At 72.9% G+C, this 25,032-nt stretch carries 21 protein-coding genes; 11 read left to right on the forward strand and 10 right to left on the reverse strand.

The window, feature by feature from the left end:
* Positions 1 to 73: 73 nt before the first annotated feature.
* From ACQ1X7_RS09050 to ACQ1X7_RS09070, 5 genes are read left to right on the forward strand one after another with little or no spacing between them, the layout of a single operon-like run.
* Positions 74 to 802, forward strand: a complete 729-nt coding sequence (locus ACQ1X7_RS09050; RefSeq protein WP_432477854.1) for a glycosyltransferase family 2 protein — start codon at positions 74 to 76, stop codon at positions 800 to 802.
* Entirely contained in the window at positions 799 to 1,485 is a 687-nt protein-coding gene (locus ACQ1X7_RS09055) for a TIGR04282 family arsenosugar biosynthesis glycosyltransferase (protein WP_432477855.1), read from the forward strand. The genes ACQ1X7_RS09050 and ACQ1X7_RS09055 overlap by 4 nt, the downstream gene beginning before the upstream one ends.
* Positions 1,482 to 2,132 carry a class I SAM-dependent methyltransferase gene (locus ACQ1X7_RS09060; protein ID WP_432477856.1) on the forward strand — a complete coding sequence of 217 codons (651 nt, stop codon included), beginning with the start codon at positions 1,482 to 1,484 and terminating at the stop codon, positions 2,130 to 2,132. The genes ACQ1X7_RS09055 and ACQ1X7_RS09060 overlap by 4 nt, the downstream gene beginning before the upstream one ends.
* The gene (locus ACQ1X7_RS09065) at positions 2,129 to 3,241 is read left to right on the forward strand and encodes a molybdopterin-dependent oxidoreductase (protein WP_432477857.1); all 1,113 of its coding nucleotides are present in this window, start codon (positions 2,129 to 2,131) and stop codon (positions 3,239 to 3,241) included. The genes ACQ1X7_RS09060 and ACQ1X7_RS09065 overlap by 4 nt, the downstream gene beginning before the upstream one ends.
* On the forward strand, positions 3,238 to 3,657 hold the full coding sequence (locus ACQ1X7_RS09070; protein ID WP_432477858.1) for a hypothetical protein: 420 nt from the start codon (positions 3,238 to 3,240) through the stop codon (positions 3,655 to 3,657). The genes ACQ1X7_RS09065 and ACQ1X7_RS09070 overlap by 4 nt, the downstream gene beginning before the upstream one ends.
* Here the strand turns inward: ACQ1X7_RS09070 and ACQ1X7_RS09075 are convergent.
* Genes ACQ1X7_RS09075 through ACQ1X7_RS09090 form a run of 4 tightly spaced genes read right to left on the reverse strand, consistent with a single transcriptional unit; the run spans position 3,614 to position 7,277 of the window.
* A complete protein-coding gene (locus ACQ1X7_RS09075) occupies positions 3,614 to 5,806 on the reverse strand; it encodes a heavy metal translocating P-type ATPase (protein WP_432477859.1) in 2,193 nt (730 codons plus the stop codon). The two genes, ACQ1X7_RS09070 and ACQ1X7_RS09075, sit on opposite strands and share 44 nt — an antisense overlap.
* A complete protein-coding gene (locus tag ACQ1X7_RS09080) occupies positions 5,796 to 6,737 on the reverse strand; it encodes a hypothetical protein (RefSeq protein WP_432477860.1) in 942 nt (313 codons plus the stop codon). The genes ACQ1X7_RS09075 and ACQ1X7_RS09080 overlap by 11 nt, the downstream gene beginning before the upstream one ends.
* Positions 6,734 to 6,940, reverse strand: a complete 207-nt coding sequence (locus tag ACQ1X7_RS09085; protein ID WP_432477861.1) for a heavy-metal-associated domain-containing protein — start codon at positions 6,938 to 6,940, stop codon at positions 6,734 to 6,736. The genes ACQ1X7_RS09080 and ACQ1X7_RS09085 overlap by 4 nt, the downstream gene beginning before the upstream one ends.
* Positions 6,941 to 6,971: 31 nt before the next feature.
* Positions 6,972 to 7,277 carry a metal-sensitive transcriptional regulator gene (locus ACQ1X7_RS09090; RefSeq protein ID WP_432477862.1) on the reverse strand — a complete coding sequence of 102 codons (306 nt, stop codon included), beginning with the start codon at positions 7,275 to 7,277 and terminating at the stop codon, positions 6,972 to 6,974.
* Between the two features lie 125 nt (positions 7,278 to 7,402).
* Between ACQ1X7_RS09090 and ACQ1X7_RS09095 the strand changes: the two genes are divergently transcribed.
* Positions 7,403 to 8,998, forward strand: a complete 1,596-nt coding sequence (locus ACQ1X7_RS09095; RefSeq protein WP_432477863.1) for an SLC13 family permease — start codon at positions 7,403 to 7,405, stop codon at positions 8,996 to 8,998.
* A gap of 714 nt (positions 8,999 to 9,712) precedes the next feature.
* Here ACQ1X7_RS09095 and ACQ1X7_RS09100 read toward each other — a convergent pair.
* From ACQ1X7_RS09100 to ACQ1X7_RS09110, 3 genes are all read right to left on the reverse strand, one after another.
* Positions 9,713 to 11,632: a PKD domain-containing protein gene (locus ACQ1X7_RS09100; RefSeq protein WP_432477864.1), complete on the reverse strand. Its 1,920-nt coding sequence runs from the start codon at positions 11,630 to 11,632 to the stop codon at positions 9,713 to 9,715.
* 66 nt (positions 11,633 to 11,698) lie between these two features.
* The gene (locus tag ACQ1X7_RS09105) at positions 11,699 to 12,529 is read right to left on the reverse strand and encodes an arylamine N-acetyltransferase family protein (RefSeq protein WP_432477865.1); all 831 of its coding nucleotides are present in this window, start codon (positions 12,527 to 12,529) and stop codon (positions 11,699 to 11,701) included.
* 115 nt (positions 12,530 to 12,644) lie between these two features.
* Positions 12,645 to 13,433, reverse strand: coding sequence for a class I SAM-dependent methyltransferase (locus ACQ1X7_RS09110; protein ID WP_432477866.1), 789 nt, complete (start codon positions 13,431 to 13,433; stop codon positions 12,645 to 12,647).
* 140 nt (positions 13,434 to 13,573) lie between these two features.
* On the opposite strand from ACQ1X7_RS09110, the gene gndA reads away from it, so the two are divergent.
* On the forward strand, positions 13,574 to 15,013 hold the full coding sequence (gene gndA, locus ACQ1X7_RS09115; RefSeq protein WP_432477867.1) for an NADP-dependent phosphogluconate dehydrogenase: 1,440 nt from the start codon (positions 13,574 to 13,576) through the stop codon (positions 15,011 to 15,013).
* Positions 15,014 to 15,034: 21 nt separating this feature from the next.
* Here gndA and ACQ1X7_RS09120 read toward each other — a convergent pair whose 3' ends face one another.
* Positions 15,035 to 16,774 (reverse strand): sugar phosphorylase, encoded by a 1,740-nt coding sequence (locus tag ACQ1X7_RS09120; protein WP_432477868.1) that lies wholly within the window; start codon positions 16,772 to 16,774, stop codon positions 15,035 to 15,037.
* Positions 16,775 to 16,913: 139 nt separating this feature from the next.
* On the opposite strand from ACQ1X7_RS09120, the gene ACQ1X7_RS09125 reads away from it, so the two are divergent.
* The 4 genes from ACQ1X7_RS09125 to ACQ1X7_RS09140 all read left to right on the forward strand — a co-directional run bounded on the left by ACQ1X7_RS09125 (position 16,914) and on the right by ACQ1X7_RS09140 (position 21,302).
* Positions 16,914 to 18,113: an ABC transporter ATP-binding protein gene (locus ACQ1X7_RS09125; protein ID WP_432477869.1), complete on the forward strand. Its 1,200-nt coding sequence runs from the start codon at positions 16,914 to 16,916 to the stop codon at positions 18,111 to 18,113.
* 175 nt (positions 18,114 to 18,288) lie between these two features.
* A complete protein-coding gene (locus ACQ1X7_RS09130) occupies positions 18,289 to 19,440 on the forward strand; it encodes an ABC transporter substrate-binding protein (RefSeq protein ID WP_432477870.1) in 1,152 nt (383 codons plus the stop codon).
* Positions 19,441 to 19,470: 30 nt separating this feature from the next.
* Positions 19,471 to 20,415 carry a carbohydrate ABC transporter permease gene (locus ACQ1X7_RS09135; RefSeq protein WP_432477871.1) on the forward strand — a complete coding sequence of 315 codons (945 nt, stop codon included), beginning with the start codon at positions 19,471 to 19,473 and terminating at the stop codon, positions 20,413 to 20,415.
* The gene (locus ACQ1X7_RS09140; protein ID WP_432477872.1) at positions 20,412 to 21,302 is read left to right on the forward strand and encodes a carbohydrate ABC transporter permease; all 891 of its coding nucleotides are present in this window, start codon (positions 20,412 to 20,414) and stop codon (positions 21,300 to 21,302) included. The genes ACQ1X7_RS09135 and ACQ1X7_RS09140 overlap by 4 nt, the downstream gene beginning before the upstream one ends.
* Positions 21,303 to 21,309: 7 nt before the next feature.
* Here the strand turns inward: ACQ1X7_RS09140 and ACQ1X7_RS09145 are convergent, their stop codons facing one another.
* Positions 21,310 to 22,920 carry an FAD-dependent oxidoreductase gene (locus tag ACQ1X7_RS09145; RefSeq protein WP_432477873.1) on the reverse strand — a complete coding sequence of 537 codons (1,611 nt, stop codon included), beginning with the start codon at positions 22,918 to 22,920 and terminating at the stop codon, positions 21,310 to 21,312.
* 3 nt (positions 22,921 to 22,923) lie between these two features.
* On the reverse strand, positions 22,924 to 24,981 hold the full coding sequence (locus ACQ1X7_RS09150) for an amylo-alpha-1,6-glucosidase (protein WP_432477874.1): 2,058 nt from the start codon (positions 24,979 to 24,981) through the stop codon (positions 22,924 to 22,926).
* Positions 24,982 to 25,032: the final 51 nt, after the last annotated feature.

The raw sequence follows: 25,032 nt of genomic DNA on the forward strand, positions 1-25,032 counted from the left end.
GACCGGGCCCCGACTTGTGAATGGGGACCAGTCCCCATTTCCGCCCTTGGCGACGCCTGTCAGATTCGCAAGCATGCCCCTCATGGACGACGCCGCGGACGACGACCCATCCGGTCATCCGGTCGGCTCCGAACCCTCTCAGTGTGAGCCGGACTGCGACCTGGTGCTGCCCTGTCGCGACGAGGCCGGCGCACTGCCGACGCTGCTCGCCCGCGTCCCCGGGAGGTTCCACGTGATCGTCGTCGACAACGGCTCGCGCGACGGGACCGCCGACGTGGCGGCCCGGCTCGGCGCCACGGTCGTCCCCGAGCCGACGCCCGGCTACGGTGCCGCGGTCCACGCCGGCGTCGTCGCGGCGACCCGTGACCACGTCGCCGTCATGGACGGGGACGGGTCCTTCGACCCCGCCGACCTGGTCCCGTTGCTCGACCTCGTGCAGGCGGGCCGCGCGGACCTGGCCGTCGGCCGCCGCCGTCCGGTCCGCCGCGGGGTGTGGCCGTGGCACGCACGCGCGGGCAACGCGCTGGTCGTCCGCTGGCTGCGCCACCGGACCGGCATGACCCCGCACGACATCGCCCCCCTCCGGGTCTGCCGTCGGCAGGCGCTCCTCGACCTGGGCGTCGAGGACCGACGGTTCGGCTACCCGGTCGAGCTGCTGCGCCGCGTCACCGACGCCGGCTGGCGGGTGCAGGAGCGGGACGTCGCCTACCACCCCCGCGCCGCCGGCACCCGCAGCAAGGTGTCCGGGTCCGTCCTCGGCACGCTGCGGGCCGCCCGTGACTTCGCGGAGGTGCTGCGGTGACTCCCCCGACTCCCTCGACCACGGAACGGGTCCTCGTCGTCGCCAAGGCCCCGGTGCCCGGCCGGTCCAAGACCCGCCTCGGCGCCGAGGTCGGGGACCACCGGGCGGCCGCGCTGGCGGCGGCCTCCCTGCTCGACGTCCTGGAGGCCGCGACGTCGACCGTGGGGGCGCAGGGGTGCCACCTGGCCCTCGACGGCGACCTGGCCGACGGTGTGCAGTCCGAGGAGCTGCGCGACGCGCTCGCCGGGTGGACGGTCCGTCGCCAGGGCGAGGGCGACCTCGGCCGGCGGCTCGCCGACGCCCACGCCGAGCTCGGCCCAGGCCCGGTCGTGCAGGTCGGGATGGACACCCCCCAGCTGACCGCCGGCCTGCTCCACGAGGTGCTCGCCGGCCTCGACGACCACGACGCCGTGCTCGGCCCCGCCACCGACGGCGGCTGGTGGGCGCTCGCGCTCCGCGACCCGGCCCGGGCCGCCGTGCTCGGCGAGGTGCCGATGTCCACGCCCACGACGTACGCCGACACGCGGGCGGCCCTCGAGGCGACCGGCCTGCGGGTCACCGACGCTCCCGATCTCACCGACGTCGACACGGCCGAGGACGCCGGCGAGGTGGCGGCCGCCGCCCCCGCGTCCCGGTTCGCGCGGGAGTGGACGCGCCGCTCGGACCGAGAGGCGGCCCGATGACCGCCGAGCTGGTCGCCCCGCCGGGCGTCGCCACCCTGCTGGAGCGCGGCTTCGGGGGCCAGCCCTGCCAGGTGCTCGGCCTCGCCGACCGCCCCGTCACCCTCCCGCTCGACCGCTGGGCCGGCGCGACGACCGACGACGACGACGACCTGCTCACCCGCTGCCGGGGTGCCGTGCTCGACGTGGGCTGCGGACCGGGCCGGATGAGCGCCCGCCTGGCCCAGCTCGGGCACCCGTCGCTCGGGATCGACATCGTGCCGCACGCCGTGGCCCTCACCCAGGACCGCGGGGCAGCGGCCCAGCGGCGCGACGTGTTCGACCCGCTCCCGGCCGAGGGGCTCTGGGACACCGCGCTGCTCGCCGACGGCAACATCGGCATCGGGGGCGACCCGGCCGCGCTGCTCCGGCGCCTCGCCGAGCTGCTGACCGGCGGCGGGCAGGTCGTCGCCGACGTGGCGGGCGCGGGCGTTCCCCTGCAGACCCTCGACCTGCAGCTGCTCTGCGGCGAGGAGCTGAGCGCGCCCTTCCCGTGGGCCGTCGTGGGCTCGGACGCGGTCGCGCGGCTCGCTGCCGCCGCCGGCCTGGCCGTCCGCGAGCTGACCTCCCGCGGCTCGCGCTCCGTGGCGGTGCTGGAACGGGCGCGATGAGCCGCTTCTCCAGCGCCCTCCACGACCCGGCGGTGAGTGCCCGGGTCGGACGGTGGCTGGGGATCTGCTTCGGCACCGCCTTCCTCACCGGGGTGATCAGCCACTGGGCGCAGCTCCCGGTGCCCCCCGTGCCGTTCCCGACCTCGCCCTCGTGGGGCTACCGGGTGACCCAGGGGCTGCACGTCGTCAGCGGGACCGCGGCGGTGCCCCTGCTGCTGGTGAAGCTGTGGAGCGTCTACCCGCGGCTGTTCCGGCGGCCGCCGCGCGAGGCGCGCGCCCTGGCCCTCGAGGTGGTCGACCGGGTCTCGGTCGGTGTGCTCGTGGCGTCGGGGATCTTCCTGCTCGTCACCGGTCTCGCCAACGCCACGCAGTGGTACCCGTGGTCGTTCTCCTTCCGGCCCACCCACTACGCGGTCGCCTGGGTCGCCATCGGCGCCCTGGTCGCCCACCTCGGCATCAAGGCGGCCGCGATCCGGGACGGCCTCGCAGGGACGCTGGACGAGCGCGGGCCGGTCGGCCTGTCCCGCCGCGGCCTGCTGAGGGCGGCGTACGGCGCCTCGGCCGTGGCCGTGCTCGGCACGGCCGGCGGCGCGGTCCCGTGGCTGCGGCAGGTGTCGGTGTTCGGCGTCACCACCGGGGACGGGTCACAGGGACTGCCCGTCAACCGCACGGCCGCCGAGGCCGGCGTCGACGACGGCGTGACCGGTGCCGACTTCCGGCTCACCGTGGTTCACGGTGACCGCTCCGTCGCACTGTCCCGCGACGACCTGGCGGCGATGCCCCAGCACACCGAGGAGCTGCCCATCGCGTGCGTGGAGGGCTGGTCGGCCAGCGGCCGCTGGACCGGGGTCCGGATGCGCGACCTGCTCGACCTGGTCGACGCGCCGGCCGGCTCGGACGTGGCAGTGTCCTCGCTGCAGACGCGTTACGCCTTCGCCCGCAGCACCCTCCCGGGCAACTTCGCCGACGACCCGCGGACCCTGCTGGCCCTGGCGCTGTCCGGCGAGCCGCTCGACCTCGACCACGGCTACCCGTGCCGCGTCATCGCCCCGAACCGGCCGGGCGTGCTGCAGACCAAGTGGGTCACCTCCCTGGAGGTGGCGACGTGACGGCCGCGCGCGTGGCCCTCGTAGTGGTCGGTGCCGCCGTCTCGGCGTACGGCGCCTGGCTGCTGCTCGGCGAAGGCGACGTGCCCGAGGTCGCGACCTGGTTCGTGGCCGGGGTGCTGCTGCACGACTTCGTGCTGGTGCCCCTCGTGCTGCTCGTCGGTGTCGCGCTCGTCCGGTTCGCGCCGCCGGTCGTCCGGGCCCCGCTCGCGGTCGGGCTGCTGGTGCTCGGGTCGGTGACGCTGGCCGTCGTCCCGGTGCTCGGTGGCTTCGGCAGGTCGCCCGGCAACCCCACCCTGCTCGACCGTGACTACACCCTGGGCTGGGTGGTGCTCGCCGCAGCGGTCGCGGTGGGGGTCGCGGCGGCCGCCCTGGTCAGGCGGCGTCGCCGACGAGTGGGCGGAACCGACGCAGCCTGAGGCTGTTGGCGACCACGAACACCGAGCTGGCGGCCATGGCGGCGCCGGCGATCATCGGGTTGAGCAGCCCGGCCGCCGCCAGCGGGAGCGCCGCGACGTTGTAGGAGAACGCCCAGAAGAGGTTGCCCTTGATCGTGGTCAGGGTGCGCCGCGACAGGCGGATGGCGTCGGCCGCCACCCGCAGGTCGCCGCGCACCAGCGTCAGGTCGCCGGCCTCGATGGCGACGTCGGTACCGGTGCCCATCGCCAGGCCGAGGTCGGCCTGCGCGAGCGCGGCGGCGTCGTTGACGCCGTCGCCGACCATGGCGACGACCCGGCCCTGGTCCTGCAGCCGCTTGACCACGTCGACCTTGTCGGCGGGCAGCACGTCGGCGAAGACCTGGTCGGGGTCGATCCCGACCTCGTCGGCGACGGCCCGCGCGACCACCGCGTGGTCGCCGGTCAGCAGCACCGGCCGCAGTCCGAGGTCGCGCAGCATCCGGACCGCCTCGGCCGAGGTCGGCTTCACGGCGTCCGCCACGGAGACCCAGCCGCGGACCCGACCGTCCCACGCGACCTCGACGACGGTGTTCGCGGCGGCGCGGTCGACCACGCCCGCCGGGCGGCCCACGGTCACCTCGCGGCCTCCGACCCGACCCCGTACGCCGTGCCCCGGCTCGGCCAGGAAGCCCTCCACCGGCGGCAGCCCGCCCAGCCGTTCCCGCGCGCCGGCGGCGACGGCCCGGGCGATGGGGTGCTCGGAGGCGTCCTCGAGGGCACCCGCGGTCCGGAGCACCTCGTCGGCGTCCTCGCCCTCGGCGGCGGCCACGTCGACCAGCGTCATCTCACCCGTGGTCACCGTGCCGGTCTTGTCGAGCACCACGGTGTCGACCCGCCGGGTCGACTCGAGCACCTCGGGGCCCTTGATCAGGATGCCGAGCTGGGCGCCGCGGCCGGTGCCGACCATGAGCGCGGTCGGCGTGGCCAGCCCGAGCGCGCACGGGCACGCGATGATCAGCACCGCCACCGCGGCGGTGAACGCCGCCGACGTCCCGACCCCCGCGCCCAGCCAGAAGCCGAGGGTGGCCACCGCGAGGCCGATCACGACCGGCACGAACACCCCCGAGACCCGGTCGGCGAGCCGCTGCACCTCGGCCTTGCCGTTCTGGGCGTCCTCGACGAGCCGGGCCATCTGGGCGAGCTGGGTGTCGCTGCCGATCCTCGTCGCCCGGACCACGAGCCGGCCCCCGGCGTTCACGGTGGCACCGACCACCTGGTCGCCCGGCCCGACCTCGACGGGCACCGACTCGCCGGTGAGCATCGACCGGTCGACTGCCGAGCTGCCCTGCTCGACCTCGCCGTCGGTGGCGACCTTCTCGCCGGGCCGTACGACGAACCTCGTCCCCACGGCGAGCTGCTCGACGGGCACCCGGACCTCGGTGCCGTCGCCGCGGAGCATCGACACCTCGCGCGCGCCCAGCTCGAGCAGCGCGCGCAGCGCGGCCCCCGCCTGCCGCTTGGAGCGGGCCTCGAACCAGCGCCCGGCGAGGATGAACGTCGTGACCCCGGCGGCCGCCTCGAGGTAGATGTTGCCGGCGCCGTCGCTGCGCTCGACGGTGAGCTCGAACGGGTGCGTCATGCCCGGCTCGCCGGCGGTGCCGAGGAACAGGGCGTACAGCGACCAGCCCAGGGCCGCGAGGGTGCCGACGGACACCAGGGTGTCCATGGTGGACGTGCCGTGGCGCAGGTTGGCCCACGCCGCCCGGTGGAAGGGCCACGCGCCCCACACCACGACCGGGGCGGCCAGGGTGAGGGAGAGCCACTGCCAGTAGGTGAACTGGAACGCCGGGACCATCGCCATCGCGACGACCGGTGCGCTCAGCACGAACGACACCAGCACCCGCCGGCGCAGCGCGTCGACGGGATCCTCGACACCGGCCGCCACGTCGTCCCCGTCGGAGCGCGGCAGCGCGGCGCCGTACCCGGCCTGCTCCACGGTCGCCACCAGCTCGTCGGGACTGACCGAGTCGGGGAAGGTCACCTTGGCCTTCTCGGTGGCGTAGTTGACCGTCGCGACGACGCCGTCGAGCTTGTTGAGCTTGCGCTCGATCCGGTTGGCGCAGGAGGCGCAGGTCATGCCGCTGATCGCGAGCTCGACGTCAGTGGTCATGACCCTCCCCCTCCCCGGGGTGGGCGCCGGTCGTGCCGCGGACCGCGGGCCCGGCCTCGCCCGCGCGGAGCGTGAACGCCGCTGTCCGGACGGTGCCGCGGTGCCGGAAGTCGAGGAACAGGCGGTAGCGCCCGTCGCTCGGCACCTCGGCGACGAACGGGATCTCCGGCCCGGCGTCGGACTGCTCCGGGTGGACGTGCAGGTAGGCGAGGTCGCCCTCGCGCAGCGCCACGAGGTGGCCGTAGGCCCCGAGGTAGGGCTGCAGGTCGGTCACCGGCCTGCCGTCGCGGGTGACGGTCGCCGTGACCGGCGAGGACTTCCCGGCCGTGAGGCTTCCCGTCAGCCGGACGCGGTAGTCGTCGACCCGGGCGGTCCGCGTGAGGGGGGCGGCCGCGGTCGGGCGGTAGTCACCGGGGACCTCGACGTCGGTGCCGAGCACCAGCTCGGGCCCGTCGGTCGGCGTGAAGTCGGCGAGGAGCCGGTTGCTCCCCGGCGCGAGCGTCATCCGCGCCGTCCAGGTGCCGTCGGGCGCCAGCCGCGGGTGCACGTGCTCGAACCCGGCACCGTCGCGTCGGACCTTGATCAGGTGCAGCTGCTTCTCGTGGACCTCGTCGTACGCCGTGACGGGCTCGGCGTCGGGACCCAGCACCACGAAGCGCAGCGGCTGGTCGACCCCGGCCCGCGGTCGCGAGACCAGCTGCAGGGTGTAGCCCTGGTCGGACACCGCCAGGCCGCCGGGTCGGTGGTCGGCGGCCTCGGCGGCGTGGTCGTCGTGACCACCGGAGGCCATCTCGTCGCCCCCGCCCTCGGCGTGCGCCATGGGCTCCTCGTCGACGTCGAGCGGCCCGACCGCCGACCCGACCCCCCGGGCAGCGAGGAACAGGACGCCCAGGGTGACGACGAACGCGGCGATCCGGAGAGGGGTGATCATGCCAGCTGGTAGCCGGCTTCCTCGACGGCGGCCCGGACGGCCGCGTCGTCGATCGGTGCGGCACTGGTGACGGTGACGGAGCCGGACTCGAGGGTCACCGAGACGTCCTGGACGCCCGGGATCTCCTGCACCTCCTCGGTCACGGACGCGACGCAGTGGCCGCAGGTCATGCCGGTGACGGTGTAGGTCTGGATCTCGGACACGGGAGCTCCTCGGGTGGGCGGTGGGTGCGGGTCAGGACCGGACGAGCCGGGCGATGGCGTCGGAGGCCTCGCGGACCTTCGCGTCGGCCTCGGGTCCCCCCTCGCGGGCGGCGTCGACGACGCAGTGGGTGAGGTGGTCGTGGAGCAGGGTCAGCGCCACCGACTCCAGCGCCTTGGTGGCGGCCGAGACCTGGGTCAGCACGTCGATGCAGTACTTCTCGTCCTCGACCATCCGCTGCAGCCCGCGGACCTGCCCCTCGATGCGGCGCAGGCGCTTGAGGACCTTGTCCTTGTCGTCGTGGGCCAGGTATCCGTGGACGTGGGCCTGCTCGGTCATGAGGCGACCATACCCCCTACCCGTATGACCTATCAAGCGGACGGTGCGATCAGCCGGTTCCGTCCACCGCGGCGCGCGGTTAGGGTCCAGCACACGGGGGTTGGACTGCGAGAGGACTCGGGCAGATGAGCAGCACCACCCAGGACACGCGTACCTACCGAACGCTCGACGAGCAGATGGAGCGTCTCACCCCTGCGGAGCAGCGGTTCGAGCGGGCGCGGCAGACCATCGGCCTGATCGCCGGACCGATCGTGTTCGTGATCATGCTGCTGATCCCGATGTCGATCGACGACAACCAGCAGCGGCTGGCCGCGATCCTCGCGTTCACCATCGTCTACTGGCTCTCCGAGGCGATCCCGATCCCGGCGACCGCGATCCTCTCCCTCGCCCTGTGCGTGGTGCTCCAGGTGCCGGTGATCCCGTCCGACAGCGACGACTCGGCGTCCGACCTCGTCTACGGCGCCTTCGGCTCCGACACGATCTTCCTGTTCATCGGGGCGTTCATCATCGCGCAGGCCATGCGGACCCACGGCCTGGACCGACGGTTCGCGTTCCGGGTCCTCTCGCTGCCGGGCGTCGCCCAGTCGACGTACCGCGTGATCATCGCGTTCGGCGCGATCGCCGCCTTGATCTCGGCGTTCATCTCCAACACCGCCACCGCCGCGATGCTGCTGCCGATCGCCCTCGGCATGATGGGCGCGCTCGGCGACCTGGTGAGCGACCAGTCCGACGAGGAGACCGACTCCACGCGGCTCCGGTTCGGCTGCGCGCTGATGCTCATGATCTCGTACGGCGCCGGCGTCGGTGGCCTGCTCACGCCGATCGGGACGCCGCCCAACCTGATCGGCATCGCCTTCATCGAGTCCGAGACCGGCACCACGATCAGCTTCTTCACCTGGGTCGCGACGGCGCTGCCGATCTGCCTGCTGATGTTCGCCGCGCTGTGCGTGATCCTGATCCTGCTCAACAAGCCGGAGGTGCGCCGGATCTCCGGTGCGGACGAGTACGTGCGCCAGCAGCGGGCCGAGCTCGGACCGCTGTCGCGGGGTGAGAAGAACACCCTCGTCGTCTTCGGCGTCGCGGTCACGCTCTGGGTGCTCCCCGGCTTCTTCGCCCTGTTCGCCGGCGAGGAGTCCAATTCGTACGCGTGGATCACCGCCCGGCTCGACGAGGGGACCGTCGCGATCATCGCGGCCGTGCTGCTCTTCGTGCTGCCCGTCGACTGGGAGCGCCGCCGGTTCACCATGAACTGGAACGAGGCGGTGAAGATCGACTGGGGCACCGTGATCCTCTTCGGCTGCGGGATCGTGCTCGGCACCCTGCTCTCCGACACCGGCCTGGCCGAGACGCTCGGCACCGGCATCGCCGACGCCCTGGGGGTCACCAGCCTGGTCGCGGTCTCCGCGGTCGCGGCGCTGATCGCGATCCTGATCTCGGAGACGACGTCCAACACGGCGAGCGCCACCATCGTGGTGCCGATCGTGATCCCGATCGCGGCCGCCGCCGGGCTCGACCCGGTCATCCCGGCGCTGTGCGCGGTCTTCGGGGCTAGCTTCGGCTTCATGATGCCGGTGTCGACTCCGCAGAACGCCGTGGTCTACGGATCCGGCATGATCCCGATCACCAAGATGGTCCGGTCGGGCATCGTCTTCGACGTCCTCGGCATCATCCTGATCGTCACCCTGATCCCGGTGATGGCCAGCCTCACCGGGATCGTCTGATCGGCGAGCCGACGCGGCGGAGCCGCGGCGGCGTCGGGCGAAGAGGTTGAGGGGCCGGGGCAGGCCCGAGCTCAGCGAGGGACTGCCCACCGGCCGTCTCGAAGCCCTGCCCCAGCCGACGCGGCGGAGCCGCGGCGGCGTCGGGATGGACGAGTCTTCCCGGGTGGTTTCGAGACGGGCCTTGACGGCCCTCCTCAACCACCACACGTGCGGCCAGCGCGCAACCATCGGAGGTCGAGGGTGCGAAGGCCCCCAAGGCCTGAGCCCCGAAACCCCCACACCCCCGCCAGGTCCCGCGGCGGAGCCGCGGCGGCATCGGGCCTTTGACGGCCCTCCTCAACCACCACACGTGCGGCCAGCGCGTACCCATCGGAGGTTGAGGTGCGAAGGCCCCCAGGGCCTGAGCCTCGAAACCCCCGCACCCCCGCAGGGCGGCGCCCACCGTCGGGTCGGCCCTGCCGACCTCCCGCGGCTGTGCCGGGTCAGCGGCGGCGGGCGCCGTACCGCGGTGTGCTGTTGTAGGCCCACAGGGTGTGGGCGTCGAACCAGCGGGTGATGCGCTTCACGGTGCTCATGGGTCCTCCCTCGTCGGTTGCCTGAACCAGTCCGAACGACCCGCCCGGCCGGGGGATTCCACCTCGCACGGTGTCGCCGGTCACGTGGTCGCAGGCGTCGGCGGCACCACGCTCCGGGCCACCTGCGCCGTGGCCGAGGTCACCCCGTGGGACCGACCCAGAGGTTGTCGAACGACGCCCGGACCGGGGCGTTGGTCGACCCGGTGCCGAGCTCGGCGCGGAGGCCGATGTCGCCGGGGACCTGCAGGCCGGCGGTGGAGTCGGTGGCGGTCGCGGTCCACTCCGAGGGCTCCGGAGTGCCGACCTTCCAGACCTTCGTCCGGATCGTGGTGGGCGAGGTGCCCGTCGTCTGGGCCCGCACGTGGAAGGTGTCCCCGGGCTGGTGGGTCAGCCCGGGCACGGTCACGTTGGCGAGCTTGGTCTGGGTACCGACCAGGCGGACCAGGGTGACGTTGACCGTGCCGTTCGGCACGAAGCGGACGGCGGCGAAGTAGCCGTCGCCGTTGGACAGCCGCCGCGGCTGGACGCGGGCGGAGGTCCCGAAGCCGGTCGGGGGCTTGTCCTGCCCGACCTCGACCCGCACCTCGGTGTCGGTGCGGCCGATGCCGCTCAGGAAGGTCGCGGGGGCCGCGCCCGAGGAGGGCATCCGGATGTACCCCACGCCGTCTCCGACCGTGAAGTTCGCGGTCCCGCCGGCCAGGCTCCACGGGCCGCCGAGGTCCGCCGTCCCCCACTGGCCGGTCAGCGTGCGCTGGAACGCGTCGGTGGCCACCGGAGACGGGCCCGTTGTCGGCTCGGTGACCGTGACGGTCTGCGTCGCCGAGGCGGTGGCGCCGTCGTCGTCGGTCACGGTCAGCACGACCTGGTGGTCACCCGGCGTCTCGTAGGTGTGGGTGGCGGTCACCCCGGACCCGGTCGCGCCGTCGCCGAAGTCCCAGGCGTACGACGCGATGGAGCCGTCCGTGTCGGCGGAGTCGGAGGCGTCGACGTCGACCGTCAGGTCGTCGGTCTCGGCCGTGAACGATGCCGTGGGTGGCAGGTTCTGCGCGCCCCGGGTGAGCGTGAAGGCGTCCTGGAACGTGCCGTTGACCGGGACGAAGCTCCCCTCGAGCCGGTCCGCGTCCGCGCTGACCTGCAGGAAGCCGTGGGCGGGGTCGCGCCCCGCTCCCGAGGTCGCGGCGAAGTATCCGAACTCGGGGTCTGCCGTGTAGATCTGGCGCAGTGCGGTGCCGCCGGTCCCGACGGTGCCGAACACCGTGCCGGCGCCCTTCGCCATGGTGGTGTCCGAGTCGGCGACGCAGGCGGCGGTGAAGGTGCCCGGCACGACGTTGGGGCAGCCCGGACCCGTGGCCAGCTGCGCCGTACGCGCGTAGTGGTGCTCGTGGCCGGACAGGACGAGGTCGACCCGCTTGTTGACGAGCAGGTTCATGATGTCGGACCCGGGGTCGCAGCCGTACTCGCCGACGGACAGGCACGGCTTGTGCATCCCCACCACGACCCACGGGATGCCGGCCGAACGGGCGGAGTCGATCGTGTCGGCCGTCCAGGCGTGCCGTGGGGTCCCCGCGTTGTAGGACCACAGCCCGTCCGGGAACTGGATGCCGGGCGAGATCATGATGTAGCGCACCAGCGGCGCGTCGGCGGGCACGTCCACGTAGTACTGACGACCGTAGGTCCCGACCACGCCCGGGAGCTGGTTGGGCAGGCAGGCGGAGAAGTCGTTGATGTTGCCGTTCTGCCCGTTGCTCTCGTGGTTCCCGGCGAGGAGCTCGAACGGGTAGCCGGCGCCCACCCGCGAGGTGACGAAGTCGCACCAGCTCTGCTCGGTGCCGGTGACGCCGTAGGACAGGTCACCGAGGGCGAGCGTCAGGTCGTTCCCGGGCGTGCGGATCGCGTTCAGCACCGCACTCGTGTTGGGGTTGGCCGCGAAGTCGCCGGACGCCGTGAACTGGACCGACGGCTCCTCGACGGCCACCTCGGTGGCGCTGAAGCCGGGAACCGCAGCCGCCGCGAGCGCCAGCGTTCCGACCACTGCGCTCAGCACGCGACCTCGAGACATGTGCGGACGGTAGCCGCGGCCACCAGGCGGCGTCGTCACCAACTTGGGTCATCTGCGGCACCCGGTTCAGCGCAGGGCCCGGAGTCTCGCCTCGAGGCGACGCGTCTCGTCGTCGGTGAGGTTGGCCCCGAGCCGTCGTGCCAGGTCGGGCAGCTCGGCGAGGTCGAAGGGCCGGTTCCGGCTGGGCACGCCGGCACGTCGTTCGGTGACCCCGTCGAGGGTGACCGAGGTCTGGACTGCGCTGCCGTCGTCGTCGAGGTCGTGGCGGGCGAGCATGAAGGTGCTGCGGAAGTGGGTGATCGGCGACGTCGAGGTCCAGTGGTGCCCCATGGCGACGTCGACCTCGCGGACCGGGAGCTCGTCGGTGGTGTGCATCAGCTCCCAGCCGGCCGACCGGCGCCGCCACAGCTGCCACCCGGGGGTCTCGCCCTCGGCGACGCGCACGACGCGGTGGGGCCAGATGCCGCCGTCCAGCTCGGCGCCGTCCTCCAGCGGGATCGGTCCCAGCGGCGGTACGCCGATGCCGGGGTCGGCGAGCCATCGACGTCCGTCCAGCACGACCACGACACCGAGGTGGGTGCGGGGCGCGAGGTCGGGGTCGCCGACCCTGGCCAGCCGCAGGGTGGCGTCGTACCCGAGGGCCTGCAGGACGGCGTGGAACAGGGTCGCGTGCTCGAAGCAGTAGCCGCCGCGGCCTCGGCGGACGAACTTGTCCGCGACCGCGTCGAGGCCGACGCCGGGGTGCTGCTCGAGCAGCACGTCGATGTTGTCGAACGGGAACGTGCGGACGTGGGCCGCGAGGAGCCCGGACAGCGCCCGGGTCGACGGCGGAGCGGCCGCGGCACCGGTCCGGGCGAGGTAGCCGTCGAGGTCGAAGCCGGCGGTGGAGGTGGTCACCCGGGAGATGGTGGCAGTTCGAGCGCGCTGCAGGTCAACCATGTCGGGCCTCCCCGGGTCGGCCGGGCGTCCTGGACTCGCCGGACCATCGGCAGCACTCGTGACTGCTCCCCGGTCAGTCGGGGACCCGTCCGCGCGCGGCCAGGGCGGTGGCCGACAGCGTGAAGTCGCCTGCGGGGTGGCCGGTCAGGTCGTACAGCGCCTCCCGGTAGCGCTCCCGGGTGTCGGGACCGAGCGAGGCGACGTACGCGCCGGCGGGGCCGATCCCCTCGAGCAGGCTGCTCCAGAGCACCTCGAACCCGGAGTAGCGCACCGTGACCGACAGCGGTGCGTCCTCGACGTCGACCAGCCCCGCGCCGGCGAGCAGCGCCGTCAGCTCACCCTCCTGGCCGAACGGGCGCACCTCGGGCTCCGAGGGCGGCTCGACCGCAGCTCGCGCCTGGCTGACGACGTGGAGCAGCCCCATCTCCTCGGTGCCATGCCACACGCACACCCCGACCAGGCCGCCCGGTCGCACCGCACGTCGCATCTCGGCCGCCGAGCGCGGCGGGTCGGTGACGAAGTGGATGACCAGCTGGGCCACCGCCCGGTCGAACGACGCGTCGTCGACGGGCAGCGCCTCGGCCGCGCCCTCCCGGACGTCGACGTCCGGGTGCCGCTCGCGACAGGCCGCCACGAAGGTCGGGGAGGGGTCGACCGCGACGACCGCGGCGGGACCGAGCAGGTCGGCGGCGACCGCGGTGAAGGCTCCGGGACCGCAGCCCACGTCGAGCAGCCGCTGGCCCGTCTCCACCTGGCAGAAGTCGGCGAACGCCGGCGCCAGCAGCTGGGAGTAGCGCCCCATGAACCGGTCGTAGGCGTCCCCGGTGCCCGTGAAGTCCTTCGCCCCCGCGGCGTAGGTCATCGCATCCCCTCTCGGTCCCCCGCTCGAAGATCCCCCTCCGCCTGCCGCGCGTCAACCCCCCGGCCCTGCAGCACGTCGACGTCGGCCGGCGCGAGACCTAGGGTGCGATCAGGCATTCGTCGTCGACCCGGGGAGCAGCGATGAGCGAGACGCAGCAGGCCACCATCGGTGTCGTGGGCCTGGCGGTGATGGGCTCCAACCTGGCCCGCAACCTCGCGTCGCGTGAGGGCAACGTCGTCGCGGTCTACAACCGGACCACCTCGAGGACCGACGCGCTGGTGGCCGACCACCCCGGGTCGGGGTTCGTAGCCGCGGACGACCTCGACGACTTCGTCGCCTCGCTCACCCGACCCCGGACCGCGATCATCATGGTGCAGGCCGGTGCCGGCACCGACGCGGTCATCGACCAGCTCGCCGAGCGGTTCGAGGAGGGCGACATCGTCGTCGACGGCGGCAACGCCGACTTCCGCGACACCATCCGGCGTGAGCGGGAGCTGCGGGAGCGCGGCCTCCACTTCGTCGGCGTCGGGATCTCCGGAGGCGAGGAGGGTGCGCTGCACGGACCCTCCCTGATGCCCGGCGGCTCCGACGAGGCGTGGGAGACCCTCGGCCCCGTGCTGCGCTCGATCGCCGCGGTCGCCCAGGGAGAGCCCTGCGTCACCCACGTCGGCCACGACGGCGCGGGCCACTTCGTGAAGATGGTCCACAACGGCATCGAGTACGCCGACATGCAGCTGATCGCCGAGGCCTACGACCTGTTGCGCCGGGTCGGCGGCCACGAGCCCACGGTGCTGGCCGAGGTGTTCGACCGGTGGAACGGCGGCGACCTGGAGTCCTACCTGATCGAGATCACCGCGGAGGTGCTCCGGCAGCAGGACGCCGACACCGGCCGGCCGCTGGTCGACGTGATCCTGGACCGCGCCGGCTCCAAGGGCACCGGTGTCTGGACCGTCCAGAACGCCGTCGGGCTCGGCGTCCCGACGACCGCTATCGGGGAGGCCGTGTTCGCCCGCGCGCTGTCCTCGGCGCCGCAGCACCGCGAGGCGGTGCGCGGGACCTTCCCCGAACGACCCGACGTCCCGACGGCACCGGACGGCTTCGAGGACGACGTCCGGACCGCGCTCTACGCCTCCAAGGTGGTCGCCTACGCCCAGGGCTTCGACCTGATCCGCGCCGGCGCGCAGGAGCACGGCTGGGACGTCGACCTCGGCGCGATCGCCCGGATCTGGCGCGCCGGCTGCATCATCCGCGCCCGGTTCCTCGACCGCATCGCCGAGGCCTACGACGACGACCCGTCCCTGGTGACCCTGCTCGCCCACCCCTACTTCGCCGAGGCCGTCCGCGAGGGAGAGGCCGCCTGGCGCCGCGTGGTCGCGCTCGCCGCCACGGCCGGTGTCCCCGCGCCCGCGTTCGCGTCGTCGCTCGCCTCGTACGACGCCCTGGCCTCCGAGCGGCTGCCCGCCGCGCTGATCCAGGCGCAGCGCGACTTCTTCGGCGCCCACACCTACGGCCGCACCGACCGGGAGGGCACCTTCCACACGCTCTGGTCCGGCGACCGGTCCGAGGTGTCCACCGGCTGACCTGCCGACCTCGGCCCCGCGTCAGCGGGGCCGCAGCCAGCGCACGCCGTACGCCGGCACGGGGACGTCGATCCGTCCGTCCGCGCCGACCGGGTGCTCGCTGCCGTCGACGAGATCGACGAGCGTGGTGGCGCCGCAGGCCGGCAGCAGCGTCCCGAAGCGACCCGGCCAGCCCGAGACGTCGTGGACGCAGACGACCGGGGGGCCTGCTCCCACCGGGGTCCGCACCACGGCGAGGAAGGCGTCGCCACCGTCGAGGACCTGCTGGCCCGCCCGGGGGTGGAACGCCGGCTGCGCCACCCGGATCGCGATCCGGTCGAGCAGCCGGCGGAGCACCTCGTGGCGGAGCGACCCGGGATCGGCGAGCTCGGCCTCGAGCTCTGGCAGGGCCAGCCGCTGCCGGTTGACGACGCGGGCACGCCCCTCGCGCTCGGCGCCCTCGACCCAGTTCCGGCTGCCGACCAGCGAGTGGAAGTAGAGCAGCGGGACGCCGGCCAGCGCGAGCAGGATCGAGTGAGCCGCGAGGAACCGGTCGACCTCGCGCTGCTGGTCCTCCTGTCCCGGTCCGGCGAGTGCGTCGAGGTAGACCGTGTTCAGCTCGTAGGGGCTGCGCCCGCCGTCCGCGCGCGCCCGGTAGGAGACCTGACCGCCACCGGCCACCACGGCCTCGCACAGCTCGGCGACCTCGGCCTCCGACAGGATGCCCTCGACGGGCCGCACCCCGATGCCGTCGTGGCTGGCGAGGAAGTTCAGGAACGACGTCTGCGCCGAGGGTGCCTCGACGCGGGACGCCCAGTCGGCGAGCGTCGCCGCACTCCCGGTCCGGAACGCCGAGAGCACCAGGGGCGGCAGCGCGAACTGGTAGACGAGGTGGGCCTCGTCGCCACCGTCGCCGAAGTAGGTGAGGTTCTCGCGGTGCGGCACGTTCGTCTCGGTGACCACGAGGGTCCCGGGCGCCGCGGCGTCCAGCACGGTCCTCCACAGCCGGATGATCTCGTGGGTCTGCGGGAGGTGGACGCACGAGGTGCCCACCTCCTTCCAGAGGAAGGCGACCGCGTCCAGGCGCAGCATCCGCGCCCCGTGCCCGACGTAGCGGAGCAGCTCGCCCGTGACCCGGAGCAGCACCTCCGGGTTGCGGTAGTCGAGGTCCACCTGGTCCGCGCTGAAGGTGGTCCAGACCCAGCGCGGCCCCGTCGCCGACTCGAACCGGGTCAGCAACGGCGAGGTGCGCGGCCGCACCACTGAGGAGAGGTCGGTGTCCGGATCGACGTCGAGGTAGAAGTCGTCGTACGCCGGGTCGCCCGCGAGCCAGCCCGTGAACCAGGGGTGGGAGGCCGAGGTGTGGTTGAGCACGGCGTCCAGCATCAGCCGGTGCTCCGCCGCCAGCGCCTCGACGTCCGCCCAGTCGCCGAGCACGGGATCGACGGCGGAGAAGTCGGCGACCGCGAAGCCGTCGTCGGACGTGGCGGGGTAGTGGGGCAGCAGGTGCAGCCCCGGGACGATGCCCCGGGTGTGGTCGGCCAGGAAGCGCCGCAGGCTCGCCAGCGGTGGGCGGTCCGGCTCGTGCACCTGGTCGCCGTACGCGATCAGCACGACGTCGGTCTCGTCGAACCGCGCCTCGGGTGCCGGCGGCGACCCGTGCTCGTGCCGGAAGCTCTCGAGCAGACCGGCGAAGCGGGCCACCAGGTCGTCCGCGCGACCCTCGCCGTAGAGACGGGCGAGGTGGTCGCGCAGGCGGGCGCGGACGGGCTGGGGGATCACGGTGGGCCTCGATCGGAGCAATCGTTGTCGTCTCGTGACCCTAGGCCACGCCGTAGCGGCGGTGGCGACCTTGCGGACCTCGACGCACCCCGCAAGGATGCCGGACACAGAGACCCACATCACTTCTCCGGGGAGATCGATGGCCAAGATCGAGTTCGACGGGGTGTGGAAGCGGTACGCGGACGGCACCGAGGCCGTGAAGGACCTCAGCCTGACCATCGAGGACGAGGAGTTCGTGATCCTCGTCGGCCCCTCCGGATGCGGCAAGTCGACCGCGCTCCGGATGGTCGCCGGGCTGGAGACGATCTCCGAGGGCAAGCTGATCATCGGGGACCGGGTGGTCAACGACCTCTCGCCCGGCGAGCGCGACATCGCGATGGTGTTCCAGTCCTACGCGCTCTACCCCCACATGTCGGTCGCCGACAACATGGCGTTCTCGCTGAAGATGGCGAAGGTGCCCAAGGACGACATCGAGCAGCGGGTCAAGAAGGCCGCGGACATGCTCGGCCTCACCGAGTACCTCCACCGCAAGCCCAAGGCGCTCTCCGGCGGCCAGCGGCAGCGGGTCGCGATGGGCCGCGCGATCGTGCGCAGCCCGCAGGCCTACCTGATGGACGAGCCGCTGTCCAACCTCGACGCCAAACTGCGGGTGCAGATGCGGGCCGAGATCGCCGGCCTCCAGAACCGGCTCGGCGTCACCACCCTCTACGTCACCCACGACCAGATCGAGGCGATGACGATGGGCGACCGGGTCGCGGTGCTCAAGCGCGGCGAGCTGCAACAGGTCGCCAGCCCGCAGGACCTCTACGAGCACCCGGACAACCTCTTCGTCGCCGGGTTCATCGGGTCGCCGGCGATGAACCTCGGGTGCGGCGTCATCGAGGACCACGACGGGCGACTGTTCGTCAGCTTCGGTGAGCACGCGGTCGTCCGCCTCGCGGATGCCGCGCTCGACCACTACCCGCAGGTCACGGAGTACGTCGGCCGCGAGGTCGCCGTGGGCATGCGTCCCGAGCACTTCTTCCCGGCCGACGACTCGGTCCCCGAGGAGAACGTGATGAAGCAGCGCGACGTGCACCTCGTCGAGCTCCTGGGATCCGAGGTGCTGCTCCACTTCGGCACCGAGGCGAAGCCGGTGATCACCGAGGACCTGCGTGAGGCCCTCGACGACGCCGAGGCCTTCGCCGAGCTCGAGCAGGCAGCGGCATCCGGGCGGCAGCAGTTCGTCGCCAGGCTCGAGCCGTACGGGGCCCCCAAGACCGGTCAGACGGTCGACCTCGCGTTCAAGACCGAGCACATGCACTTCTTCGACCTGGAGACCGGACGAGCACTTCGCTGACACGCACGTCGCTGACCCCCGAACCACCCAGCGAGACCACGAGGAAACGGAGATCGAGATGAGTCGACCGACCAACCGTGCGGGATGGGCAGCCGTAGGCGTGCTGTCGCTCGTGACGGTCGCAGCGTGCACGCCGAGCGGAGACAGCGGAGGTGAGGGCGAAGGTGGCGGTGAGATGGTCTGGGCCATCGGCGGCTCGGAGGCCCAGCCCGGAGGCGTCCACCAGAAGGTCGCCGAGATGTGGAGCGAGGAGAACCCCGACAACCCGATCACCATCGAGATCCTCCCCGACGAGGCCGACCAGCAGCGCGAGCAGCAGGCCCTCGAGCTCCAGGCCGAGGGCAGCAACTTCGACGTCCTCGGCATGGACGTCATCTGGACCGGCGAGTACTCCACCAACGGCTGGGTCGAGAACCTCGAGGACATCCGCGGCGACATCGAGGAGGTGACGCTGCCGGCGGCCGTCGAGTCCGCGAGCTGGGACGGCCAGCTGTGGGCGGCGCCCTTCAACACCAACGCCGGTTTCCTCTACTACCGCACCGACCTCGTCGACGAGCCGCCGACGACCTGGGAGGAGCTGTGTGACGTCGCGAGCCGTGTCGCCGAGCAGGAGGACATGAGCGGGTACATCGGCCAGGGCGCCCAGTACGAGGGCTTCGTCGTGAACTGGCTGGAGGTCTACTGGAGCGGCGGCGGCGAGCTGTTCAACGACGACCAGAGCGCGGTCGAGTTCGACCCCGACCTGGCCACCGAGGCGACCGAGTTCTTCGCCGAGGGTCAGGAGAGCGGCTGCTTCGCGCCGGGCTTCAACACCGCCACCGAGGCCGAGGCCGTCAACGAGTTCCAGAAGGGTGACGCCGTGTTCATGCGCAACTGGCCGTCCTTCTACCAGCCGATCGTCGACGACAAGGGCAGCCCGGCCAACGGCAACTTCGACATCGCGCCCCTGCCGACCCTCAGTGGCGAGGGCACGATCTCGGCGTCGGGCGGGTTCAACCTGGGGGTCAGCGCGTTCTCCGACAACAAGGAGGGGGCGAAGGACTTCGTGCTCTGGGCGTCCACCAACGAGGAGGTGCAGAAGCTCCTCGCCACCGACGCGTCCTTGCCTCCCACCATGGAGTCGGTCTACGAGGACCTCAGTGACGACCCGGTGATGGCGCTGCTCGGCGAGGTGCTCCCCGACGCCAAGCCCCGTCCGCCGTCGCCGCAGTGGAACACGATCAGCGTCGAGATGCAGCGAGCCCTGCACCCGGCCTACAACGGCGAAGGCGATCCCGCGGAGGCCTCGCAGACGGTCCAAGAGGCCCTCGAAGGGACCCTTCAGTAACCGACGCGCGACCACCGGGACAGGACGGCCATGGCGACCACCAGCACGGACACGGGGCACGACCCGCGACCGAGGACCACCGACCGGGCCGCGAGCCCGCGCCGGAGGGAGATGTCGGAGACCGCGCTCGGGCGGGTCTTCGTGGCGCCCTCGATCCTGCTGATGGCCCTGGTCGCCCTGTTCCCGGTGGTCTACGCCCTCGTGATCAGCTTCCAGGCCTACACCGGGCGGCTGCACGAGGGCTTCGCCGGTCTGGACAACTACAGCGAGGCCCTGTCCGACGCGCTGTTCTGGGACGCGCTGTGGTTCACCGTGGTGTTCACGGTGACCTCGGTGGCCGCCGAGTTCGTGATCGGTCTCGGCTTCGCCCTGCTGATGAACCAGGCGTTCCGCGGCCGCGGCCCCACCCGGGCCTCGATCCTGGTGCCGTGGGTGATCCCCACGGTGATCGCCGCCCAGATGTGGTTCTTCATGTTCAACGTGACGCCGGGTTTCATCAACAACGTGTTCGGCCTGGGCGACTTCAGCTGGCTCGGCCAGTCGGGGTGGGCGAGCTTCGCGATCATCTTCGCCGACGTCTGGAAGACGGCCCCGTTCGTGGCGCTGCTGCTGCTCGCCGGTCTGCAGACGATCCCGGGTGACGTCTACGAGGGAGCCCGGGTCGACGGCGCGGGGATGTTCCAGCGCTTCTGGTTCATCACCCTGCCGCTGCTGAGGCCGGCGATCCTGGTGGCACTGTTGTTCCGGACCGTCGAGGCGCTCCGGGTCTACGACCTGCCGCAGGTCATGACCGGCGGCGCCTTCGACACCACGTCCCTGTCGATCCTGGTGCAGCAGTACGTCGTGCGCACGCCCGACCCGGGCCTGGGGTCTGCGCTGTCCACGATCACCTTCATCTTCATCCTGGCGGTCGGCCTGGTCTTCGTGAAGCTGCTGGGCAAGGAGCTCGTGATCGGTGAGGGGGAGGGTCGATGAGCGGCCAGACGTCCACCCGGACCGCCAAGCGCGGCGACCACGGCGTGGTCGAGCAGCGCTCGGCCGCACAGGTGTGGGGCAAGAGCGCGCTCCTCGCGATCATCCTGTTCTGGTGCCTGTTCCCCTTCTTCTGGCTGATCATGACCAGCCTCAAGCAGGGTGACCGGGCCCTGAACAGCCCCGACCTGTTCCAGGGCCCCTTCGGCACCCAGAACTACGAGGCCGTGTTCCAGCAGGACTTCCTGCTCAACCTCCGCAACTCGCTGGCCATCGCCGGCATGACCACGATCCTGTGCGTGATCATCGGGTCCTTCGCGGCGTACGCCCTCGCCCGGCTGCCGCTGAAGCGGAAGATCCTGCTGCTCTCGGGAGTGCTCGCGGTGTCACTCTTCCCGCCGGTGGCCCTGGTGCCGCCACTCTACGAGCTGTGGCGCACCCTCGGCCTGCTCAACACCTGGGAAGGGCTCTACATCCCCTACACGTCGTTCACGCTGCCGCTGACCATCTTCATCCTCACCACGTTCTTCGCCGCCATCCCGAAGGACCTCGAGGAAGCAGCCCGCGTCGACGGGGCGAGCCCGTTCAAGGCGTTCTACCGGGTGGTCTTCCCGCTCGCGGCCCCCGGGGTGTTCGCAGCGGCGATCATCATCTTCGTCGCGTCCTGGAACGAGTTCCTGCTGGCCAGCACCTTCGCTCCCCGCAACCCCGAGATCGCCCAGACCGTGCCGGTCGCGATCGCCGCGTTCACCGGCGCGGTGCCGTTCCAGCGTCCGGTCGGGACGATCACCGCTGCGTGCGTGGTGGTGACCATCCCGATGATCATCGTCGCGCTGGTCTTCCAGAGGCGGATCGTCGCGGGACTCACGGCGGGCAGCGTCAAGGGCTGACGCGGGCTCAGTATCCCCGCACGTCGGGCCAGCGGAGCTCCACCCCGTCCCGCACCAGCCGCGCCTGCAGCTCCTCGCGCAGGTCGTCGTCGTCGCACACCTGCTGCGGCGTGCACCCGCGCTCGAGGCAGAGGTCGGCGAGCGTCCCCGCCACCTCGCCCACGTTCCACTCGACCGGGTGCAGTCGGTAGCAGCCGTTCGTGACGTGCGTCGTCCCGATGTTCTTCGCCGCCGGCAGCAGGTTCTCCACGCGCACGGGCACCAGCGCCCGCAGCGGGATCTCGAACGGGCAGGAGGCGATGTCGACGTAGGGGTCGCCGCCGGTCGAGGGGTGCAGGTCGATGCGGTAGCTGCCGACGCCCACGCTGTCGTCGTACCGCACCGCCCGGCCGTCGGGGCGGAGGTCGAGCGCCAGGTCCTGCTCGACGACGGTGTACCTCGCGCGGATCCGTCGGGACTCGCGGACGTAGGGCCGCATCGCCAGGCCGTCGGAGGTCCCGAGGAGGTCGCCGCGCAGCCGGAGTCCCGGATAGCCCGCTCGCCCGTCCGGGCGAGGGGCCTCGGTCTGCAGCCAGTGGAGGAAGCTCAGGCTCAGCTGGCGGGCGCCGTCCCGGTGGCGGGCCGCCTCCGCGCTGTCGACGCCGTACAGCGGCCCCTCCAGGTAGTCGACCATCGGCCAGTTCACCAGCGTGACGTCGCTGGCGAGGTGCCCGGGGACGAAGGTGCGGCGGTCGGCGATGCGGCGGAACGCCCACAGCTCGTGGTCACCGCCCACGGTCCGGTGGTCCACCACGGTCTCGCCGGCCGCATCGGGGTTGGGCGTGAAGGTCCGGGCCAGCGGCTCACCGGTCCGGGGCACGGGCGCGGTGAACGACAGCATCGGTCCGCCGGTCCACCCGCGGGGGGCGTGCTCGCGCCAGAACGCGTACTGCTCGGGCCGGTCGATCGTGAAGTCCTCGCCGGCGAGGTGGTCGACCGCGAAGCACCACGACACGGCCTGCATGTTCAGCGGCTGAGCGCTCTCCGGGGCGTGCGGCTCGCCCGTCTCGGTCCGCGACTCCGCGCCGGTCACGTGCTCGACGCCGGCGAGCGGCAGGAGCGCGCCGGTCTCCGTCGCGTCGAGGACGCACGGCGCCACGACGGTGACCGGGTCCTCCCCCTCCGCCTCGACCGTGACCGAGGTGACCCGGTCGCCGTCGACGGTGGCGGCCACGGGGCGGTGACCCAGCAGCACCTGCAGCCGGCCCGAGCTGCGGGCGGCGGCGAGCATCCCCTCGATGACCGCGACGCCGACCCGCGGCTCGACGCAGAGGGCGCTCACGGTGCCGCGTCCCGGGTTGAGGTGACGCTGCCGGCGGGCGTCCGCGCTGAGCGGGTACCACTGGCGGTAGTGGTCCCGGAGGCCGTCACGCAGCCGCCGGTACCGGGCGGTGCACCCGAACTGCTCGATCCACGGGTGCTCGTCCGGGGGGACCGCCTGCGAGGTCAGCTGCCCGCCGAGCCACCCGCTCTCCTCGGTGAGCAGCACGGTGCGTCCGGCGTCCAGGGCGGCCAGGGCCGCGGCGACCCCGCCCAGGCCGCCGCCGATGACCGCCACCTCGGCGTACCGCTCCGGCACGGCTCAGCGCTCCCCGGAGAACGCCGGGTGGTCGGTGTCGACCCGCACCTCGGCGTCGCGACCCACCGTCACGGCGAGGTCGTGGCCACCGACCCGCAGACCGGAGACCGACAGCGGAAGCAGCTCCTCCGGCAGCATCGGCCGCACCGCCAGCCGCCCGCGGGGGACGTCGACCTCGATCCCCAGCAGCGCGACCAGCGCCGCCATCGGCGCCGCCGCCGCCCACGCCTGCGGTCGGCACGCGGCCGGGTAGGGCATCGGGCTCCGCGCCTCGGCAGCGCCGTCTCCGCCGTACAGCTCCGGGAGCCTGGAGTCGAAGGCCGGCGCCGCGCGGAGCAGGCCCTCGAACAGCGAGGCGGCGGTCTCGGCACGGCCGTGGGCGGCCAGGCCGGCGACGGCGATCGCCGTGTCGTGGGGCCACACCGTGCCCCCGTGGTAGGAGAGCGGGGAGTACGCCGGCGACCGCGCCGTCAGGGTCCGCAGCCCGAAGCCCGAGTCGAGGTCGGGAGACCCCAGCCGGTGTGCGACCAGGGCGGCCTCGTCGGGGTCGAGGAGGCCGGTCCCGAGCAGGTGGCCCATGTTCGACGCGACCGAGTCGACCGGCGCTCCGTGGGCGTCGAGGGCAACGGCCGGGAACCGGCCGTCGGCGTCCTCCACCCAGAACCGCTGCCGGAACCGGTCCGCCAGGGCCGCCGCCCAGGCGCGCCAGTGGTCGCCTCCGGGGCGTTCGAAGCCGTCGAGGAGGTCGGCCCCCAGCATCGCGGCCTGGAACGCGTAGCCCTGGACCTCGCTCAGGGCGATCGGCGCCTCGGCCAGGGAGCCGTCGGCCCACTGGATGGAGTCCACGGAGTCCTTCCAGCCCTGGTTCGACAGGCCGTGCCCGCTGGCGTCGACGTACCGGACGAAGCCGTCGCCGGCCTGCTGCTCGAGCCAGCCGAGCGCGCGCTCGACGGCCGGCAGCAACGCCCGCACCTCGACTGGGTCGGCGCCCCACCGCCAGGCCTCCACGCAGCAGGTGACGAACAGCTGGGTGGCGTCGGCGGTCCCGTAGTAGGTCGGCGGGAGCGTGAAGCCCTCGAGGGCGAGCGGCTCGGCCCGCACCTCGTGGAGGAACCGGCCCGGCTGCTCCTCGCTCTCGGCGTCGTGGCGGCTCCCCTGGCGCCGGGCGAGCGCCCGCAGCGTCCCCATCGCGAGGTCGGTGCCGACCGGCATCAGCATCCGCGCGGTCCACAGCGAGTCCCGGCCGAAGAGCGTCAGGAACCACGGGGAGCCGGCGGCGGCGAACAGGTCGTCCTCGTCCTCGGGGTCCACGAGCAGCAGCCCCTCCAGGTCGTCGAGCCCCTGCTGGACGGCGCGCGGGAGTCGGCGGTCGGGGCAGGCGAGGTCCGGCCGCGACCACGGGACGCGTGTGGCGCCACGGAACACGGGGGTGCTGCCCGGACGGGCGGTGGCGCGCAGCGTGATCGTGACCGACGCGCCCGGCCCGAGCTCGAGCCTCCACGCGAGTCGGCCCGCGCCGGGGTCGATCCCGTCGGGCACCGGGTCGGCGGCGAGGAGTGCCACGGCCTCGCCGGCGCTCCACTGCAGACCGTCGGTCCGGGCCTCGGCGGGCAGCCCGTCCCGCGGTCTCCCGACCCGGACCTCGGCCAGGTCGCTCAGGTCGGCGCCGGCGTCCACGGCGAGCACGCACGAGGTGGGGGCGCGGGCGGTCGAGGTGATCGTGATCGTCTCGACCATCGAGTCGTGCCGGACCTCCCGGCGACGCTCCACGAAGCACGTGGGGTCGTTGGTGGGGGCGCCGATCCCGGGCACGATCCCGCGGAAGACCGCGCCGCCCGCGCCGCGCAGGTCGTGCGAGAGGCCCACCGGGTCGGCGTCGTCCACCGTGATCCGCAGCCGGCTCAGGAAGCGTCGGTCCAGGAGCAGCCAGCCCTGGACTCCCCCGTCCCCGATCTGCCCGTCGCGCGCCGAAATCACCTGCGAGGGCGCGTCGACGCAGGAGACGAGGTCGAACAGGGAGGGCTGGCGCGGTCGGGTGGGCTGGTCGGGGGGACCGGTCACACCGTCAGTCTGGTCAACACCGCCACGCGGCGTCCACCCGGGTGTCGTCGT

The organism is Nocardioides sp. GXQ0305 (assembly GCF_050880345.1).
Taxonomy (GTDB): domain Bacteria; phylum Actinomycetota; class Actinomycetes; order Propionibacteriales; family Nocardioidaceae; genus Nocardioides.